At 66.6% G+C, this 16,076-nt stretch carries 15 protein-coding genes; 11 read left to right on the forward strand and 4 right to left on the reverse strand.

What is annotated here, in order from left to right:
* Nucleotides 1-15: 15 nt before the first annotated feature.
* Genes OU994_RS15385 through OU994_RS15395 form a run of 3 tightly spaced genes read left to right on the forward strand, consistent with a single transcriptional unit; the run spans nucleotide 16 to nucleotide 5,518 of the window.
* On the forward strand, nucleotides 16-1,680 hold the full coding sequence (locus tag OU994_RS15385) for a hypothetical protein (protein ID WP_281611483.1): 1,665 nt from the start codon (nucleotides 16-18) through the stop codon (nucleotides 1,678-1,680).
* Entirely contained in the window at nucleotides 1,677-2,936 is a 1,260-nt protein-coding gene (locus tag OU994_RS15390) for an MFS transporter (RefSeq protein WP_281611484.1), read from the forward strand. The genes OU994_RS15385 and OU994_RS15390 overlap by 4 nt, the downstream gene beginning before the upstream one ends.
* 29 nt (nucleotides 2,937-2,965) lie before the next feature.
* Entirely contained in the window at nucleotides 2,966-5,518 is a 2,553-nt protein-coding gene (locus OU994_RS15395; protein ID WP_281611485.1) for a beta-glucosidase, read from the forward strand.
* A 72-nt stretch (nucleotides 5,519-5,590) separates the two neighbouring features.
* Here the strand turns inward: OU994_RS15395 and OU994_RS15400 are convergent, their stop codons facing one another.
* Nucleotides 5,591-6,928 carry an alpha/beta fold hydrolase gene (locus OU994_RS15400; protein WP_281611486.1) on the reverse strand — a complete coding sequence of 446 codons (1,338 nt, stop codon included), beginning with the start codon at nucleotides 6,926-6,928 and terminating at the stop codon, nucleotides 5,591-5,593.
* A gap of 238 nt (nucleotides 6,929-7,166) precedes the next feature.
* Between OU994_RS15400 and OU994_RS15405 the strand changes: the two genes are divergently transcribed.
* From OU994_RS15405 to OU994_RS15435, 7 genes are all read left to right on the forward strand, one after another.
* The gene (locus OU994_RS15405) at nucleotides 7,167-7,703 is read left to right on the forward strand and encodes a GNAT family N-acetyltransferase (protein ID WP_281611487.1); all 537 of its coding nucleotides are present in this window, start codon (nucleotides 7,167-7,169) and stop codon (nucleotides 7,701-7,703) included.
* A gap of 33 nt (nucleotides 7,704-7,736) precedes the next feature.
* Nucleotides 7,737-8,048, forward strand: a complete 312-nt coding sequence (locus OU994_RS15410; RefSeq protein ID WP_281611488.1) for a hypothetical protein — start codon at nucleotides 7,737-7,739, stop codon at nucleotides 8,046-8,048.
* A gap of 504 nt (nucleotides 8,049-8,552) precedes the next feature.
* Complete coding sequence (locus OU994_RS15415) at nucleotides 8,553-9,101, forward strand: SMI1/KNR4 family protein (RefSeq protein ID WP_281611489.1); 549 nt, start codon at nucleotides 8,553-8,555, stop codon at nucleotides 9,099-9,101.
* Between the two features lie 61 nt (nucleotides 9,102-9,162).
* Entirely contained in the window at nucleotides 9,163-9,504 is a 342-nt protein-coding gene (locus OU994_RS15420; RefSeq protein WP_281611490.1) for a YciI family protein, read from the forward strand.
* A 182-nt stretch (nucleotides 9,505-9,686) separates the two neighbouring features.
* Nucleotides 9,687-10,025 (forward strand): ribonuclease E inhibitor RraB, encoded by a 339-nt coding sequence (locus OU994_RS15425; RefSeq protein ID WP_281611491.1) that lies wholly within the window; start codon nucleotides 9,687-9,689, stop codon nucleotides 10,023-10,025.
* 40 nt (nucleotides 10,026-10,065) lie between these two features.
* Entirely contained in the window at nucleotides 10,066-10,923 is an 858-nt protein-coding gene (locus tag OU994_RS15430) for an AraC family transcriptional regulator (RefSeq protein WP_281611492.1), read from the forward strand.
* Nucleotides 10,924-10,956: 33 nt separating this feature from the next.
* A complete protein-coding gene (locus tag OU994_RS15435) occupies nucleotides 10,957-11,382 on the forward strand; it encodes a cupin domain-containing protein (RefSeq protein ID WP_281611493.1) in 426 nt (141 codons plus the stop codon).
* Between the two features lie 383 nt (nucleotides 11,383-11,765).
* On the opposite strand, the gene OU994_RS15440 is transcribed toward OU994_RS15435, so the two are convergent.
* The 3 genes from OU994_RS15440 to OU994_RS15450 are packed head-to-tail and all read right to left on the reverse strand — an operon-like array spanning nucleotide 11,766 to nucleotide 14,928.
* Complete coding sequence (locus OU994_RS15440) at nucleotides 11,766-12,704, reverse strand: PDR/VanB family oxidoreductase (protein WP_281611494.1); 939 nt, start codon at nucleotides 12,702-12,704, stop codon at nucleotides 11,766-11,768.
* On the reverse strand, nucleotides 12,701-13,738 hold the full coding sequence (locus tag OU994_RS15445; RefSeq protein WP_281611495.1) for an aromatic ring-hydroxylating dioxygenase subunit alpha: 1,038 nt from the start codon (nucleotides 13,736-13,738) through the stop codon (nucleotides 12,701-12,703). The genes OU994_RS15440 and OU994_RS15445 overlap by 4 nt, the downstream gene beginning before the upstream one ends.
* 11 nt (nucleotides 13,739-13,749) lie before the next feature.
* The gene (locus OU994_RS15450; protein ID WP_281611496.1) at nucleotides 13,750-14,928 is read right to left on the reverse strand and encodes an ABC transporter substrate-binding protein; all 1,179 of its coding nucleotides are present in this window, start codon (nucleotides 14,926-14,928) and stop codon (nucleotides 13,750-13,752) included.
* Between the two features lie 159 nt (nucleotides 14,929-15,087).
* Between OU994_RS15450 and OU994_RS15455 the strand changes: the two genes are divergently transcribed.
* A complete protein-coding gene (locus tag OU994_RS15455) occupies nucleotides 15,088-15,987 on the forward strand; it encodes a LysR family transcriptional regulator (protein WP_281611497.1) in 900 nt (299 codons plus the stop codon).
* The last annotated feature ends 89 nt before the right edge of the window (nucleotides 15,988-16,076 follow it).

Genomic DNA, 16,076 nt, shown 5'->3' on the forward strand with positions numbered 1-16,076 from the left:
CCAACAAGGAGAGCAATGAAACCAAGTCCGGAACAGATCGCCCAGGCCAACGCGGCCGAGGAAGCGCGGCGGATCAACCTGCCGGCCGGCGCCCCCGTCGAAGCATACCTGCGCACGGCGCAGGCCTTGATTCCCGCCCTGAACGAGCGCGCCATCCCGCCGGTGGCGCTGGTCGAGGCGGAGCCGCGGCCGGACCTGGCCTTGCGCCACGCCATGCGCCGGCTGGCCGATGGCGGTGAGCTGGCGCGGCGCGGCTGGGCCGAGGGCAGCGCGTTCATCGCCGATTTCGGCGAACACCTGACCGGCTACCTGTCCTTCCGCGCCGTGCCCGTGGGCAGCGTGGCCGACAGCCCGATCCGCCTGCGGCTGACGTTCGGCGAGGTGCCGACCGACGTGGCCGAGCCCCTGTATCCGTACTCGGGCTGGATCAGCGCGGCCTGGCTGCCGGAGGAAATCGTCACCGTCGACGACTTGCCGGCGCTGTTCCGGGTGCCGCGCCGGCACGCCTTCCGCTATGTCAGGGTCGAGGTGCTGGCCGCGTCGCGCCGCTTCGGCGTGCGCTTCGAGGCGATGACGGCGCATGCCGTCACGTCGGCCCGCACGGAACCGGTGGAGCTGCCGGCGACCTATCCGGAATGGATCCGCCAGGTCGACCTGGTTGCCCAGCGCACGCTGCGCGACTGCCTGCAGACGGCGTTCGAGGATGGCCCGCGCCGCGACCGGCGGCTTTGGGTGGGCGACCTGCGTCTACAGGCGCTGGCCAGCTACGCGACCTTGCGCGCCGACGATGTCGTCAAGCGCTGCCTGTACCTGTTCGCCGGGCTGCCCCGTTCCGACGGCCTGGTGAACGGCTGCGTGTACGAGCGCCCCGAGCCCACCTACGGCGACACCACCACGCTCGACTACGCGGCGCTGTTCTGCGTGACCTTGCAGGAATACGTGGACGCCACCGGCGACCTGGCCTGCGGCCGTGAACTGTGGCCGGTGGCGCGGCGCCAGGTCGACTGCCTGCTGGCCCGGCTCGACGACACGCTGCTGTTCCACGACACGGGCGAAACCTGGTGCTTCATCGACTGGGCCTTCGGCCTGGACAAGAGTGCCGCGACCCATGGCGTGATCGTCTTCGCGCTGCGCCGCATGCTGGCCCTGGCGGAGCGGCTCGAGTGCGCGCAGGAGGTCGCCCACTACGGCCCGCTGGTCGACGGCATGGCCGCCGCTGCGCGGGCGCAACTGTTCGATGCCGGCCGCGGTGTCTATACCAGCGGGCCGGAACAGCAGGTATCGTGCGCGGCACAGGCCTGGCTGGTGCTGGCCGGCATACCCGAGTCGCGCGAGGTGGCGCAGGCGGCGTTGCGCAACGCGCTGGCCGATCCGCATGCGGTGCGGCCGATCACCCCGTACGCGTATCACTACATCGCCGAGGCGATGCTGGCGTGCGGCATGGAAGACGAGGCCCTCGGCCTCGTGCGCTCGTACTGGGGCGCAATGCTCGACGCCGGCGCCGACACCTTCTGGGAAGCGTTCGACCCGGCCGATCCGCTGGCGTCGCCGTATGGCGACATCCATGCCAACAGCTACTGCCACGCGTGGAGCTGCTCGCCCGCCTGGCTGTTCCGGGCCCGCGGCCTGGGCCGGCCGGATGGCGTGGCGGATGCGGCATCGACGGGGGAGGGCGCATGAAAGTCGAAACCATTCCCGTGCCGCGCCTGCGCGACCTGCCCCGTCCGGCCTGGCGCGTGGCGATCCTGGCGGGCATGGCGTCCTACCTGGATGCCGCGGCGATCATCACGAGCGGCGGCGCGCTGGTGCTGTACAAGGATCACTTCGGCCTGTCGCTGGGGCACATCGGCCAGCTGTCCGCCTTGCTGACGGCGCTGTTCGCCATCGGCGCGCTGGTCGGCGGCCGGCTGGGCGACCGCTTCGGCCGGCGCCGCGTGTTCACCACCACGATGGTCGGGCTGGCGCTCGGCACGGCCATGCTGGCGCTGGCGCCGTCGCTCCCGGTGCTGGTCGCGGGCACGGTCATCGTCGGCTTCTGCATCGGCGCCGACCTGCCGGTCTCGATGGCGATGATCGCCGAGGAAGCGCCGCCCGGTTTCAAGGGCCGGCTGATCGCCTTCTCGCACGTGCTGTGGATGGCGGCGATCGGCACCACCTACGTGCTGCAGATCTTCGTCGGCGGGTTCGGCGAGCTGGGTGGCCGGATCATGTGGGCGCACGTGCTGCTGGTGGCGCTGCTGGTGCTGGCATTGCGGGCCACTTTGCCCGAGTCGGGCGAATGGACGCGGGCCCGCGCCGATGCGAAGGCCGCAACGGACGGCGTGGCGCTCGATGCCGGGAGCATCCGCCAGCTGTTCGGCCGCCGCTACATCGGACCGTTCGTGGCGCTGGGGCTGTTCTATGGTGTGTTCAACCTGGCCGCCAACACGGGCGGGCAGTTCGGCACGCTGCTGTACACCGAGGTGGCCGGCACCTCCGTCTCCACGGCGGGCCTGGTGAATACGGCGCAGCTGGTGGTGTCGTTCGCCAGCGCGATCCTGTTCATGCGCACCGTCGACCTGCCGTCGCGGATGACCTGGTTCGTGCTGGGCGGCGTGCTGGCGGTGGCCGGGCAACTGATGCCGATCCTGTTCGGCGTGAACGTGTACTCGCTGGCGGCCTGGCAGATCCTGCAGGGCATCGGCGGCGCGTTCGCCGGCGAATCGATGTGGAAGGTATGGAGCCAGGAACTGTTCCCCACCTTGCTGCGTTCGACGGCGCAGGGCGCCACCACCTTCTTCACCCGCATGCTGGCCGCCGTGGCGGCGCTGGGCACGCCGCTGCTGATCGAGAGCGGCCCCGCCACGCTGTTCCTCACGCTGACGGTGGCGGTCGGCTTCACCACCGCGCTGGGCTGGCTGTATATTCGCAGGCTGCCGAGCGCGGTCCTGCAGTGACTTTCATGACAACACAACGAGACGAGACGATGAGTACAAAACTGTTGCGCAGTGGCGTGGCCCTCCACGTGGGACTGGCATTCGCGAGCATGGCGGCGCTTGCCCAGGCGGCCGGGCCTGCCGCACAACCATGGCGCGATGCCACGCAGGCGCCCGAAGTACGCGCCGCCCAGCTGCTGAAGGCGATGAGCTTCGAACAGAAGGTGGCGCTGGTGAGCGGCGTCGACCCCGTCGAGTATGCGCCGCTGGCCCCGCTGGGCGTGCAGCCGCTGACCCGGGTCGATGCGTCCGCCGGCCTGCGCGGCGACAAGGGCGTGACGGCGTTCCCGGTGCCGCTGGCGCTGGGCGCCACGTTCGACGCGGCACTGGCGCGCGAGTACGGCAAGGCGATCGCCGTCGAGGCGCGCGGCAAGGGCTGGAACGTGATCCTCGGCCCCACGGTCGACGTGGCGCGCGACGGCCTGTCCGGCCGGTTGACCGAATCGTTCGGCGAAGACCCGCTCGTCAATGCCGTGCTGGGCTCGGAAGTGGCGTCCGGCATGCAGGGCGAAGGCACCATCGCGATGGCCAAGCACTACACGGTGTACCACACGGAACGCGAGCGGCTGACGATGAACGTGGAAGTGGGGCAGCGCGCGCTGCGCGAAGTGTACGACCTGCCGTTCCACTACCTGGTGGAGAAGACCAGGATCGGTGCCCTGATGGGCTCCTACCCGAAAGTCAACGGCACCTACATGCTGGAAAACGCCGCGCTGCTGGAGCAGATCAAGCGGCACGGCTTCCAGGGCTACATGGCCACCGACTTCATGGGCGGCGCCGACGGCATCGCGCAATTCAACGCCGGCATCGATTCCTGGTCGCTGCAGCCGTTCCTGCGCAAGGCCGAAGGATTCAGGGATGGCCGCATCCCGGCCAGCCGCCTCGACGACGCGGCGCGCCGCATGCTGTGGGCGCTGTTCTCGACGGGCACGTTCGACCGCCCCGTGACCGATACGCCGGCCGCCGTGGTGACGACGCCGGCGCACCAGGCGCTCGCGGTCAGGGTGGCGGAAAGCGGCACCGTGCTGCTGAAGAACGAGGGCGGCGTGCTGCCGCTGCGCCGTGGCGGCCGGGTCGCCGTCATCGGCCCGGCCGGCAAGGAGGCGGTGACGGGCGTGATGTGGTCGACCTTCGTCGATCCGGGCCAGTTCACGACCCCGCTCGAAGCGATCGCGGCGAAGGCGGGCAGCGGCGCGAAAGTGGCCCATGCCCAGGGTTCGCTGGGCGACGTGGTGCTGCCGTCGATGTCCGCCGATGGCGGCATCTTCGCGCCGCCCGTGGCATTGGTGGCGCCACACGGCAAGCCGGGCTGGCAGGTGCGGTACTTCGGCAGCGAGGACTTCAGCGGCGCTGCCCTGGGCGAGGATACCGTCAAGGAAATCGACATCAAGGGCAAGCCGTCGATGGCGATGCCGGCGAAATGGTCCGCGAAATGGGTCACGGAATACACGCCCGACAAGGATGGCCCGGTGCGGCTGGCCGCTTCCGTCAGCGGCGCGGTGAAGGTGACGATCGACGGCAATGCCGTCATCGACGGCGCCCGCTCCACCGCCGACGGCTTCCCCGGTTCCGGTCCGTACACCTATCCACTGCATGGCGTGGTACGGATGGAGAAGGGCCGCAAGGTACGCATCGAGGTCGCGTACTCGTCGCGCGGCGCCTTCACGGGGCCGCGCATCCAGCTGGGATGGCAGGGTACTTCGATGATTCCGGACGCCGTGGCGCTGGCGAAGAAGTCCGAGGTCGCCGTGGTGTTCGTCAACCAGGTCACGGGCGAGGAAATGGACCGCGACAACTACGCGCTGCCGGCCGACCAGGATGCGCTGGTGGAAGCGGTGGCCGCCGCCAACCCGAACACCATCGTGGTGCTGAACACGGGCGGCGCGGTGAAGATTCCGTGGCTGCCGCGTGTCAAAGGGGTAGTCCAGATGTGGTATCCCGGTTCCGCCTCCGGCACGGCGATCGCCAACGTGCTGTTCGGCGACGCGGAACCGGGCGGCCGGCTGCCGGTGTCGTTCCTGGCCGATGAACGCCAGGGCCCGCGGCCGTATGCCGGCGGCGGCACGGTGCGCTACGACGAAGGCGTGTTCGTCGGCTACCGCTACCTGCACAGGCATGGCCAGAAGCCGCTGTTCCCGTTCGGTTACGGCCTGTCGTATTCCACTTTCAGCCTCGATGGCCTGGGTGTCCGGGCAGTGCGTGGCGGGCAGGGCGGGCAAAGCGGGCCTGCGGACGTGGCGGCCACGGTGTCGGTGCGCGTGAAGAATACCGGTGCGCGCGCCGGATCGACCGTGGTGCAGGTGTACAGCGGCGCCTTGCCGGGGCCGGTGGAGACGCCTGCCGTGAAGCTGGTGGGCTTCGCCCGGGTCCAGTTGCCGGCTGGCGGCGAGCAGGTGGTGACGATTCCCGTCGAGCGTCGCCTGCTGTCGTACTGGGATGACAAGGGGAACAAGTGGATCGCCCCGGCGGGCAAGGTGGCGCTGGGCGTGGGCTTCAACTCGGCCGAGATCGTGCAGCGGCAGGAAGTCGACCTGTTCAGGTAAGAGGGTGGGCAGGGCGCCGGTTGGTCGACGCCTCCGCCTGCCCAGGCACTTCCGCTTCTGTCGGAGCTTCCCTCAGAAGCCGGTGAAGGTATCGGTTTCCCAGGCCGTTTCCCCATTCGGATAAACGGCCACGCCGGCGCCGCCCAGCGCGCCCGCCGCACCGGCCGCTGAAACATCGCCCTTGACGAAAGCGTCGATCAGCCGCACCGTTTCCAGCGGCCTCGCGACCGGGAAGCCATGGTCGAAGCCCTGGTCCGGATTGATCATCACGGCGGTCACGCTGGCGCCCGCCCGTTTGAGATCGTACTTCGAGGTGGCGGTGTAGTTGTCGTAGATGACCTGGTCGCCGCGCCAGGTGGCGAGACTGGTCGTGGCCTTCACCAGCATCGCTCGCTTGCCGTTGAACAGCGCGCCAAGGCGGGCGTCGCCCGGGATGGTGACCACGCTGCCGTCGGCATTCGGTGCGGGCTTGACCACGTTGACGGGCGAGACATTGAACTTGTGCGAGTAGTACAGCGATTCCGGCATGTACTGGATGGTGAAGCCGTCGAGCAGCGAATTGCCGTAGTTCGGCGATGCGCGGAACGCGGGATCGGTGACCGCCGCAGGCGTGAATGCCTTGCTGATGTCGTATTTCAGGACATCGTTGTAGACCACCGCGTCCCAGGTGGCCTGCACATTGGCGTAGGTGCGCTGGTCGCCCTGCCAGGAACGCTGCTGGAACTCCGTACCGGCCAGGCCGGCGGCATCGTTCGCGACGGTGACCCAGTCGCCGTTCGCCCACGAATGGCCGGCCGCATCGGTGCCGGCCTGGCCCGCGTTGAAGCCGACACGGACGCCGCGCGTGCCGATCCCCGCCAGGCTGACGACATTCGCGTAGCGCCCGGGATTGGCAATCACCATTTCCAGCGCGGTGCCGAAACCCATCGAGTAGCCGACCAGCGTGACGCCGGACGTCGGGAAGTTGGCGATCTTGTTCATCACCTTGTCGAAATCGGCGGCGAAATCCTTCAGCGACGTGATCTTCCGGTTGTAGCTCGACTTGCCGCTGCCGCGGTAATCGAAGGTGTAGACGGTATAGGCGTCATTGAGCGCGTCGATGGAACGGAAGAAGCCCATCATGCCGTCGAACGTGGCGCCCGACGTGTTATTGCCGGGGACGAGGACGATGACCTTCGGGCCATGGCCGGCCTTGCGAACGTAGATGCTTTCCTTCGGATCGCCGGCGGCCGCGCCGTCGATGATGATGGCGCCCTCGCCGATGGTGGCGATGGCGTCGGCATTGGCGCCCGGGGTGCCGGGCGCGCCAGGATCGCCCTTGGCGCCCTGGTCGCCGTCGCCGCCACAGCCTGCGAGAACGGTCGAGAGGGCCAGCAAAAGCAGTGGGTTGACGCACCTGGTCTGCAGCATGGTGTCCCTCGTTGGTTGAGTGGCCTGACAGGGTGCCGCCCCGTCGCGGAATGGCGTCGGATTACGATAGCACGACGGGGAGAAAAAAAACGTGGTGAAATTGCACGCTGGACGGGATCGTCCGCGGATGCGGCGGCCGGTCGTGCCACGGACATGTCCGGCTCGCCGCGCATTGAACCGGCGAATTCCCATGGCATATACTGGACGGCAGCGGATACAACTACTTCGAGAAAACAAGATGCCATCCATTGAAATCCGGTACACCGACAAATTCCCGGAGCCGCATTTCTCATCGCTCCAGAAACTCATTTTTGCCGATATCGAGCAGGTTTCGGCCGAATTGGGTTCTGTACTGGCTTCCGAGCGCACCGACGTGGATTTCCCGGCACGGGGCACTGTTTCCATTTACAGGCTGGGTGCTTATGACGGCGACCAGCTGGTCGGGTGGACCTATGGCTGGATGGAGCACGACAATTCCCTTTATATGGCCAATAGCGGTGTCATGCCAGCGCATCGAAGGAAAGGCGTTTATACATCGCTGTTGCAAGCCGTCCAGCGTCATGCATCGACGCAGGGCGCGTGGTGCATCCGCTCTCGACATTCCGTGGTAAACAATCCGGTGATCATCGCGAAGCTGCGGGTGGGTTTTCGTATCTCCGGCCTGGTTCAGTCCGCGCAAATGGGAACACTGGTCGAACTGACGCGGCATTTGTCCGAACAACGCGAAGCGATGTTCCAGAAGCGGGTTCTGCCTTATGTTGTTCCCGATCGCTGATTCCTCCTGCTTGATGATGGACCGGAAGCGGCTATGCAACTTGGAAAAGGCAAGATGAAAAGCGTACAGGATTGGCTATTCAAGGGAAGGCATTTCAAGCTGCAGGCACTGTCGTTTGCCATCGTAGCCTGTTGCCTGGCGGTGTTTTTCTATGGATTGATAACGTATCCAGACGCCCCATACAAGCCTTGCGTCGATGGTCCGTACTGCGGTAAGACAGGCAAGCATCATTCGTACGAAACGTACCGGGACTGGAACCGCTGGGAAGGCGTGCTCATCGCGTGCTGGCCATTTGGCCTTCTGGCGGCATTTGGATTGAACCGGCTGCGAAAACAGCCCGCGTAGGATCCTGGAGCCATCGGTCGGAAGCGTGTACGATCCTGGATGAGTTTGCTTGCTATGGAAAGCCCTTATGTATCACTGCCATGTTTGCGGCGCACCTGTGGACGAACCACCATGGGGCGAGGATGGACATACTCCACTGTTCGACCTTTGTCCTTGCTGTGGATGCGAGTTCGGCTACGAAGACTCGACGCAGGCCGGTGTCGAACGTTATCGGACCACATGGCTGCAGGGCGGCGGTGTGTGGAAGAACGCGAAGCACAAGCCGGCCGGCCTCCAATTGGAGCAACAGCTGAAATGGATTCCGGCGGAGCTGCCAATCGGTATCGCCAGGCGGATTGCCTAACGCATGGCTTAATCACGGGAAGCGCTCGATATGCGATGACGATCCATGTGGCCGATAGCGACCGGGCAGTGATGAACGCCCGAAGCATTAATGAGGCGCCGCTCGGCTGAACCGCGAGCCTGGCTCATTCGCCCTTCGATAGATCACCGGTACAAGGATGTATGTTCGCTGACTGGAACGAGATTCGCGAGTTGTTGGATCGGTCGCCCCGTCCACCTGGATATATGCCGCTGCAAGGTATCGACACTGCCGGAGCTGCGGCACTGCGGGCCATGCTGGGGAGTGAATTGCCATCGGATCTGTCGCAGTGGCTTCATATCGCCAATGGGCTGTGCGCGGGACCGGGCGGACTGTTCGGTTTTGGTACCAGGGAGGAGCATCTGGACATGAAGTTCTTCTGGGCGCTCTTTTCGGGTTGGCGCATGAAGGGATGGATTCCGGTGGCCGGCGATGGCTGCGGAAATTATTATGTACTGGCGATCCAGGATGAATGCGCCGGAAGCGATCCCGTACTCTTCGTCGAGACGCTGGACAATGCGGATGCCGGCTCGTATGTCGTTGCCTCCAGCCTGGCGCACTTCCTGCGCTTCTATCTGGAAGACGATATCGGGCGAACCGGCTGGCCGTTCGACGAAATGTACGTCCGTGACCGTGACCCGGCCATTTGCAACTTCGGCCGGCTCACACTGCCCTGGGATGCTCGTGCGTAGCGACCGTTCCCGTTGCCGGTGTTCCATCTCGACTTTCGTCATACAACTTTGAGGAGTGGCCATGACCAAGTTTCTGATTTCTTTCCCGGGGAATGCGATGCAGGTTCCGGCCGAGGAGATGCCCGCCGTGAGCGAGGCATCGCGCGCGGTAATCCGGGAAGCCAAGGCGGCGGGAGCCTATGTTTTTGGCGGCGGAATCAATAGCGAGGTTGCATCCCTGATGGTATCGGCCGATGGGAGCTGCGAAACCCGGACCTATCCGCAGACCAGGGAGTTCGATGGAGGATTCTGCGTACTTGAACTGCCGTCCAGGGACGATGCCATCCAATGGGCGGCACGGATCGCCGAGGCGTGCCGTTGTGCGCAAGAGCTTCGCGAGTTCTTCTACGACCCGGAAAGCTGATTCGCGGCCATCAATGGTGTGACCAGGGGCGGCTGACACCTTCGGTGGACGGTTCGAATCTAGAGAGAACGGTCGCTACGACAGGCCGCTTTCTGCCGCTACCGGACTTTGCACGCTTTACCAATCCCTACGCGACGGCTGGCGACCCGGTCCGTTCGCACATTCGAACGACAGGAAAATGCATGGATATTGCACCACAGCGTGTCTGGCCCGATGATGCCGATGGCGACGTATTTCGACGGCTGGACGCTGCGTCCTTCGACTTCGAGCGGGAGGTGGACATCGATTTCAACATTGATTTCGACACCTGGCCGCCATCGCCGGAACTGATGGAAACCCTGACGCAGCGGTTCGCCACCGTGGAGGCTTACGTCCCCGGTGCTAGCGGCGAAGGCCATGTTCGGGTCGTTCGCCGGGCGATGCTGAGCTACGAACTGGCGATGTCCATGCAGGATTCCCTGACGAAGCTGGCAGCGCCTCATGGCGGCCTGTGCGAGTCGTGGGGCGTGCTGCAGGATTGACGGTCGACGGTCCAGCATACAAGGCAAGAGGAGGGCGGACATGAAAAAGGCCAGGCCCGACTGGGTCCGGTGCACCCAGCCGGTCGACGGCGTCGAGCGGCTCGAAGCGTTCTTCGGCGGCAAGGCTTACGCGATGCACCGCCACGATACCTATGCGATCGGCGCCACGCTCGCCGGCGTGCAAAACTTCCGTTACCGGCGCAGCCTGCGCAACGGGCTGCCCGGCAACGTGATGGTCCTGCATCCGGACGAGCCGCACGACGGGCAGGCCGGCACCGAACAGGGATTCGGCTACCGCATGGTGTATGTCGAACCCGCGCTCGTGCAGCAGGCGCTGGGCGGGCGCCCGCTGCCGTTCCTGGAGAGCGGGATTTCCGCGGATCCGCGGCTCGTCGCCGCAACGCAGGCGCTGTTGCGGCAGGCCGGCCATGCCATCGATCCGCTCGAACAGCACGGCGCGATCGCGGAAGTGGCACGGGCGCTGGCGGCGGTGACCGGCATGCCGATGCCAGCCAGGAAGGGCGATTTCGCCGCGGCGTGCCGGGCCCGCGACTACCTGCGTGCCAGCATTGGCCGGCACATGGGGCTGGCCGAGCTGGAAGCGGCGGCCGGCCGCGATGGCTGGAGCCTGTCGCACGATTTCCGCATGTTCTTCGGCACCAGTCCCTACCGCTACCTGACGATGCGGCGGCTCGACGCGGCCCGCGGCATGCTCCTCGGCGGCGTGCCGCTGGTCCATGCGGCGGTCGCCACCGGTTTCGCCGACCAGAGCCACCTGACGCGCCACTTCGTGAAGGCCTATGGCCAGACGCCGGGGCGCTGGCTGCGCTACATGCGCGATGCGGGCATGCACAGCCTGCACACGAACGTTCAAGACTGGCCACGGCTGCCGGCGTAATCTCCGTCCTCTATCCACTCAGGGGAGATAACGATGTCCATCGAAGCACACGGCAGGGAAGCGGCGGCGGTTCGCGGCCAGGGCAAGGCCATCGACCTGGCCGGCAAGATCGCGCTCATCGACGGCTACTGGCAACCGCGCGTGGTGGCCGAGATGAACGACTACCAGTTCAAGGTCGTCAGGCTGGCGGGCGATTTCGACTGGCATCGCCACGCCGGCACCGATGAAACCTTCATCGTGCTGGACGGCGAGCTGAGGATCGAGCTGCGCGGGGCGGATGCGCCGCCCGGGCCGATCGTGCTGCGCGCCGGCCAGATGGCGGTGGTGCCGAAAGGCGTCGAACACAAGCCCTGCGCCATCGGCGAAGTGAAGCTGCTGCTGATCGAGCCGCGTGGCGTGCTCAACACGGGCGATGGCGGGGAGAGCGCACGCACCGTCGCCAACGACCAGTGGATCTGACGGGCGACGCGAAGCGAAAAACGGTGACAGGCACCATTTTCCGGGAAACGTTGCAGCAAAAACGGTGACAGGCACCATTTTCCAGGAAATGTTGCGATTTTAATGGTGACTGTCACCGTTTTTTCCTGGGTGCCCGGCGGTCAGGCCACGCGCGCTTGTCGAGCTGCGCAGCTTGCCCTGATCGCCGAACGGGCCGCAGTCGGCCATCCACCGCCGCCCTGGCGGTGGCCAAAATTTGCAACTAACCGAATTTGATGAAGACGAGTGCGACCTCACGTCATGCGGTGAGTCAAGCGCCCGGCCATCAGCCCGAAGCCGCCGGCAATTGCCGAGGCACGCCAACCCGTCCAGGCGTCGGGACTGGCGCGGGCCCGCAACGCTGGTCAAAGATCGATTTCCAGGACCGGCGTCCTGGCCCGCGACACGCAAGGCAGGAAGCACCCGGCCCGCTCGGCCGTGGTGAGGTAGCTGTCGCGATGATCGGCTTCGCCGCCGCGCACCCGGGTCAGGCAGGTGCCGCACACGCCCACCTCGCACGACGATTCGATGTCCACGCCCGCGTCCTGCAGGCAGGCAAGGGCGCTGCGGTCGGGCGGCACGGGGACCTCGCGGCCGCTTTGCAGCAGGCGCAGGATGAACGGCCGGTCGCCGGCTGCAGGCGCCGGAGCGCCGAACGATTCGGTGTGCACCGCATCCGCCCCGAACCGCGCCACGGCCCGCGTGGTGACGGCATCCATGAACGCGGCCGGTCCGCAGGCATAGACGTGCGTGCCATCCGGTGCGGCGGCCAGCAGCGCGTCGATGCGCTCGCCGGTTTCCTCGGGCCCCAGCGCGCAGTGCACGCTGCTGAAAGGTCCCAGCGGCGAGCCTTCCAGTTCATCCGCGAAGGGCACCAGCCCGGCCGCGCGGGCGAAGACAGCGAGCCGGAAGGGAACCGCGCGCCGTGCCAGCGCATGCGCCATCGACAGCACCGGCGTGATGCCGATGCCGCCGGCGAACAGCAGGTGCGACGGCGCCTCGTCGACCAGCGCGAACGCGTTGCGCGGCGTGCCGATCTCCACATGAGCGCCCTCGGCCGCCACGTCGTGCAGCCATGACGAACCGCCTCGCGACTGCGGCTCGCGCTTGACGGCGATCCGGTACCGCTCCGGCGACGGCACGGCGCAGCACAGCGAGTATTGCCGCGTGATCCCGCCCGGCAGCGTCACGTCCAGGTGCGCGCCCGGTTCGTAGGTTGGCAGGGCGCCGCCATCCGCCGCCGCCAGTTCCAGGATCCTCACCTCGGGCGTGGCATGCACGATGCTGCGGATGACGGCCTTCATCGGGTGGCGCCTTCGTTCAGCAGGGCGATCACGCGGCGGGCGCGGTTGGCGCCCGCATCCACGTGGATATCGACCATCGGCGGCTGCGCGAAGCGCTGCATGTTGCGCCACTGCGCTTCGATGATCACGCGGTCCTCCTCGAACGTGTCGGCGGTCTGCTGGTGCACGGTATCGAGGTTGTCCGGCTGCTCCGGGTGGCTCGACGCGGCCATCGTCCAGAAGTAGTGCGAGGTCGTCGCCGTTTCCGGCGTGATGCCGTGGAAGCCGCGCATGTGGAAACCGCCGCGCTCCGGATTGTCGATCGGTTCGGCGCCGGCATCGACCGCGCCGGTGAAGATGTGCAGGTGGCTGACATGGAAATCGATCTCCTGCCAGCGGTCGATCAGCCCCTTGAATGGCCAGGCCGCCGTGTAGGTGGCGGGCGGCTGGGAAGCCTTCATGTGGCGCACCACGCGCACATGCTCGCCGTCGGCACCCACGTTGGTCGGTGCTTCCATGTGCACCCGCGCGTTGCCGCCGATGGTTTTCGTGTGCACGTAGCCCACGTGGCTCAGGTCGAGCAGGTTGTCGTGGATCAGCTGGTACGGCGCCTGGTAGTGGAACGCGCCGCCCTTGAAGCGGTAGCGGGGATCGGCATGCGCGGGCACGCGGGGCGGTTCGCAGTCCGGCTGGCCCCCTGGCTGGCTGGCCATCCAGATCCACACCACCTGGTCGACCACCGCGACCGGATACGGCGCCACGCGCGCCTTCGCCGGGATCTTGCCCTGGCCGGGCACGTCGATGCATTGGCCGTCGGCGGCGAACAGCAGGCCATGGTAGCCGCAGCGCAGCGCGCCATCCTCGACGCGCCCGCAGGATAGTGGCAGCGCGCGGTGGCAGCAGCGGTCTTCCAGCGCGGCCACCTTGCCGGCGGCATCGCGGAACAGCACGACCGGGCGGTCGAGGAAGGTGCGGCCCAGCGGGGCGTCGCCGACTTCCCAGTCGAAGCCGGCAACATACCAGCGGTCCAGTGGAAAATTGTGAGAATGCGTCATGGTGGTCTCCTTTAGTTCTTGACGGGGTCCTTGACCGCGTCGTAGCGGTCGATTTCGCTGGCGACGAAGGCGCCGCCCCGGCGCTCGATGCGGCGGATGTAGATCGTCTGCACGATGTCGTTGGTGGCGGCGTCGATGGTCACCGTGCCGCGCGGGCTGGGTGCGCTGTAGCCCTTTACCGCTTTCATGAAGCCCGGCCCGTCCGTCTTGCCGCCGGTCCTGGCCAGCGTGGCGGCGATCAGCGCCATGCCGTCATAGGCCGAAGCGGCCAGGAAATTCGGCTCGAACTTGCCGTTCACGGTCTTCGCGAACGCGGCGCGGAAGCGTTCGTTGTCCGCACCCGGGCGCGAATAGGCGTAGAAGCCCGCCGTGTAGATGCCCTGCAGGCCATCGCCGGCCTGGGTCAGCACGTCCTGGTCGGCCCAGCCTTCTCCGCCGAGGAAGCGGATGTTCGCCTTGTGGAGCCCCTTGTCGTGCCATGCCTTCATGAACGACACCATCGGCTGGCCGTTCGGCAGGAACACGTGCACGGCATCCGGCTTTGCGTCCTTGATGCGCTGCACGTAGGCGCTGTAGTCGACGGTGGCCAGCGGCGCGCGCACAGCGCCGACGATCGCACCGCCGGCCGCCTTGAATGTCCTGTCGAACCACTCCTCGCCATCGAGCCCCGGCGCGTAGTCGGCGACGATCGAGTACACCTTGCGCGAACCCGTCTTGTACGCCCACTGGGCCAGCGGCACCACCGACTGGGCGATGGTGTAGGAGGTGCGGGTGACATACGGCGACCGTTTGGTGATGCCGGATGCGGCGGCGTTCATCACCACCAGCGGGCGCTTCGCCCGGTCGGCCACGCTGGCGGCGGCCATGGCGTTCGGCGTGAAGATGAAGCCGGCCAGGATATCGGCCTTGTCGCGGCTGACCAGCTCCGTCGCCAGGCGCTTGGCCACGTCGGCCTGCGGCCCGGTGTCGTCGCGGTACAGTACTTCGATCTTGCGCCCGCCGGCGGTGGCGCCATTCAGGCGCAACCAGGTGTCGATGCCCGCCTTCATCTGCGCGCCGCTGTGCGCGGCGGGGCCGGAGAGGGAAGTGATGACGCCGATCCGCACCGGCTCGGCCGCATGCAGAGCGGAAGAAAAGGCAAAAGATAAGGACAGGGCCAGCAGCGCGCTGCCGGCAATCAGGTTGCGCAAGATCGTCTCCTTGTGTGGTCGCGGGCCTGGACCGGCCCGTCGTGAAACCATCATCACGCAATCTGGACTATCTGAAAATGGAATTTATTGCATAATCTGAATTCGAAAACGTAATACAGACGTGTAATACAGGCGCGTAACCGGGATGGAGAGGTGGCCGTGAAACCGTTCGACATGAACCTGCTGCCGGTGGCGCTGGCGGTATTCGAGGAAAAGAGCGTGAGCGGCGCGGCGCGGCGCCTGGGCATGAGCCAGCCGGCGGTCAGCGTGGCGCTGAACAAGCTGCGCACGGCGCTGGGCGACCCGCTGTTCGTGCGCACCACGCAGGGCATGCAGGCCACGCCGCGCGCGCTGGACCTGATCGCGCCCACCCGCGACATCCTGCAGCGGCTGGAAACGGACGTGCTGGCGCGCCGCGATTTCCAGCCCGCCACCACGCGCAAGCGCTTCACGCTGGCGCTGTCGGACATCGGCGAAATGACCTTCCTGCCCAAGCTGCTGGACCGCCTGCAGCGCGAGGCGCCGGATGCCACCATCAGTTCGGTCAGCATGCCGCCCGAAGACCTGGCGCGTGCGCTCGAGAGCGGCGACGTGGACCTGGCGGTCGGCTACTTTCCCGACCTGAACCAGCGCAACCTGTTCCAGCAGCGGCTGTTCTCGCACGACTTCATCTGCCTGCTGCGGCAGGGGCACCCCTACCGCGCGCGCCAGTTCACGCTCGATGCATTTCTGGGGATGGGGCACGCCGTGATCAAGGCGGAAGGGCGCAGCCAGGAAGTGTTCGAACAATTCCTGGCCCGGCAAAAGATCGAGAGGAGGGTGGTGCTGTCGACGCCGCACTTCATGTCGATCCCTTTCCTGATCGCGTCGAGCGACCTGGTGGCGACGGTGCCGCGGGCGGTGGGCGAGTCGTTCGCCAAGCTGGCGGACATCCGGCTGCTGGAGCCGCCGCTGGAGATACCGCCATTCGACCTGAAGCAGCACTGGCACCGCAAATACCACAAGGACGGTGCCAGCATGTGGCTGCGCGCGCTGCTGGCCGAGCTGTTCGGTGCCTGAGGCGTGCCAGGCGCGCGCGATGGGTGACACTTGCTGCAGGGTGACGCTTGCTGCAGGGACGCTTGCTGCAGGGACGCTTACTGCAGGGT

Source organism: Pseudoduganella sp. SL102, from assembly GCF_027856995.1.
Lineage (GTDB): Bacteria > Pseudomonadota > Gammaproteobacteria > Burkholderiales > Burkholderiaceae_D > Rugamonas > Rugamonas albidiflava.

Coding starts and splice junctions, on each gene's coding strand:
- OU994_RS15445 (WP_281611495.1), bottom strand. CDS start 13,738: ATGACGCATTCTCACAATTTTCCACTGGACCGCTGGTATGTTGCCGGC.
- OU994_RS15405 (WP_281611487.1), top strand. CDS start 7,167: ATGCCATCCATTGAAATCCGGTACACCGACAAATTCCCGGAGCCGCAT.
- OU994_RS15390 (WP_281611484.1), top strand. CDS start 1,677: ATGAAAGTCGAAACCATTCCCGTGCCGCGCCTGCGCGACCTGCCCCGT.
- OU994_RS15435 (WP_281611493.1), top strand. CDS start 10,957: ATGTCCATCGAAGCACACGGCAGGGAAGCGGCGGCGGTTCGCGGCCAG.
- OU994_RS15400 (WP_281611486.1), bottom strand. CDS start 6,928: ATGCTGCAGACCAGGTGCGTCAACCCACTGCTTTTGCTGGCCCTCTCG.
- OU994_RS15395 (WP_281611485.1), top strand. CDS start 2,966: ATGAGTACAAAACTGTTGCGCAGTGGCGTGGCCCTCCACGTGGGACTG.
- OU994_RS15410 (WP_281611488.1), top strand. CDS start 7,737: ATGCAACTTGGAAAAGGCAAGATGAAAAGCGTACAGGATTGGCTATTC.
- OU994_RS15425 (WP_281611491.1), top strand. CDS start 9,687: ATGGATATTGCACCACAGCGTGTCTGGCCCGATGATGCCGATGGCGAC.
- OU994_RS15430 (WP_281611492.1), top strand. CDS start 10,066: ATGAAAAAGGCCAGGCCCGACTGGGTCCGGTGCACCCAGCCGGTCGAC.
- OU994_RS15415 (WP_281611489.1), top strand. CDS start 8,553: ATGTTCGCTGACTGGAACGAGATTCGCGAGTTGTTGGATCGGTCGCCC.
- OU994_RS15420 (WP_281611490.1), top strand. CDS start 9,163: ATGACCAAGTTTCTGATTTCTTTCCCGGGGAATGCGATGCAGGTTCCG.
- OU994_RS15385 (WP_281611483.1), top strand. CDS start 16: ATGAAACCAAGTCCGGAACAGATCGCCCAGGCCAACGCGGCCGAGGAA.
- OU994_RS15440 (WP_281611494.1), bottom strand. CDS start 12,704: ATGAAGGCCGTCATCCGCAGCATCGTGCATGCCACGCCCGAGGTGAGG.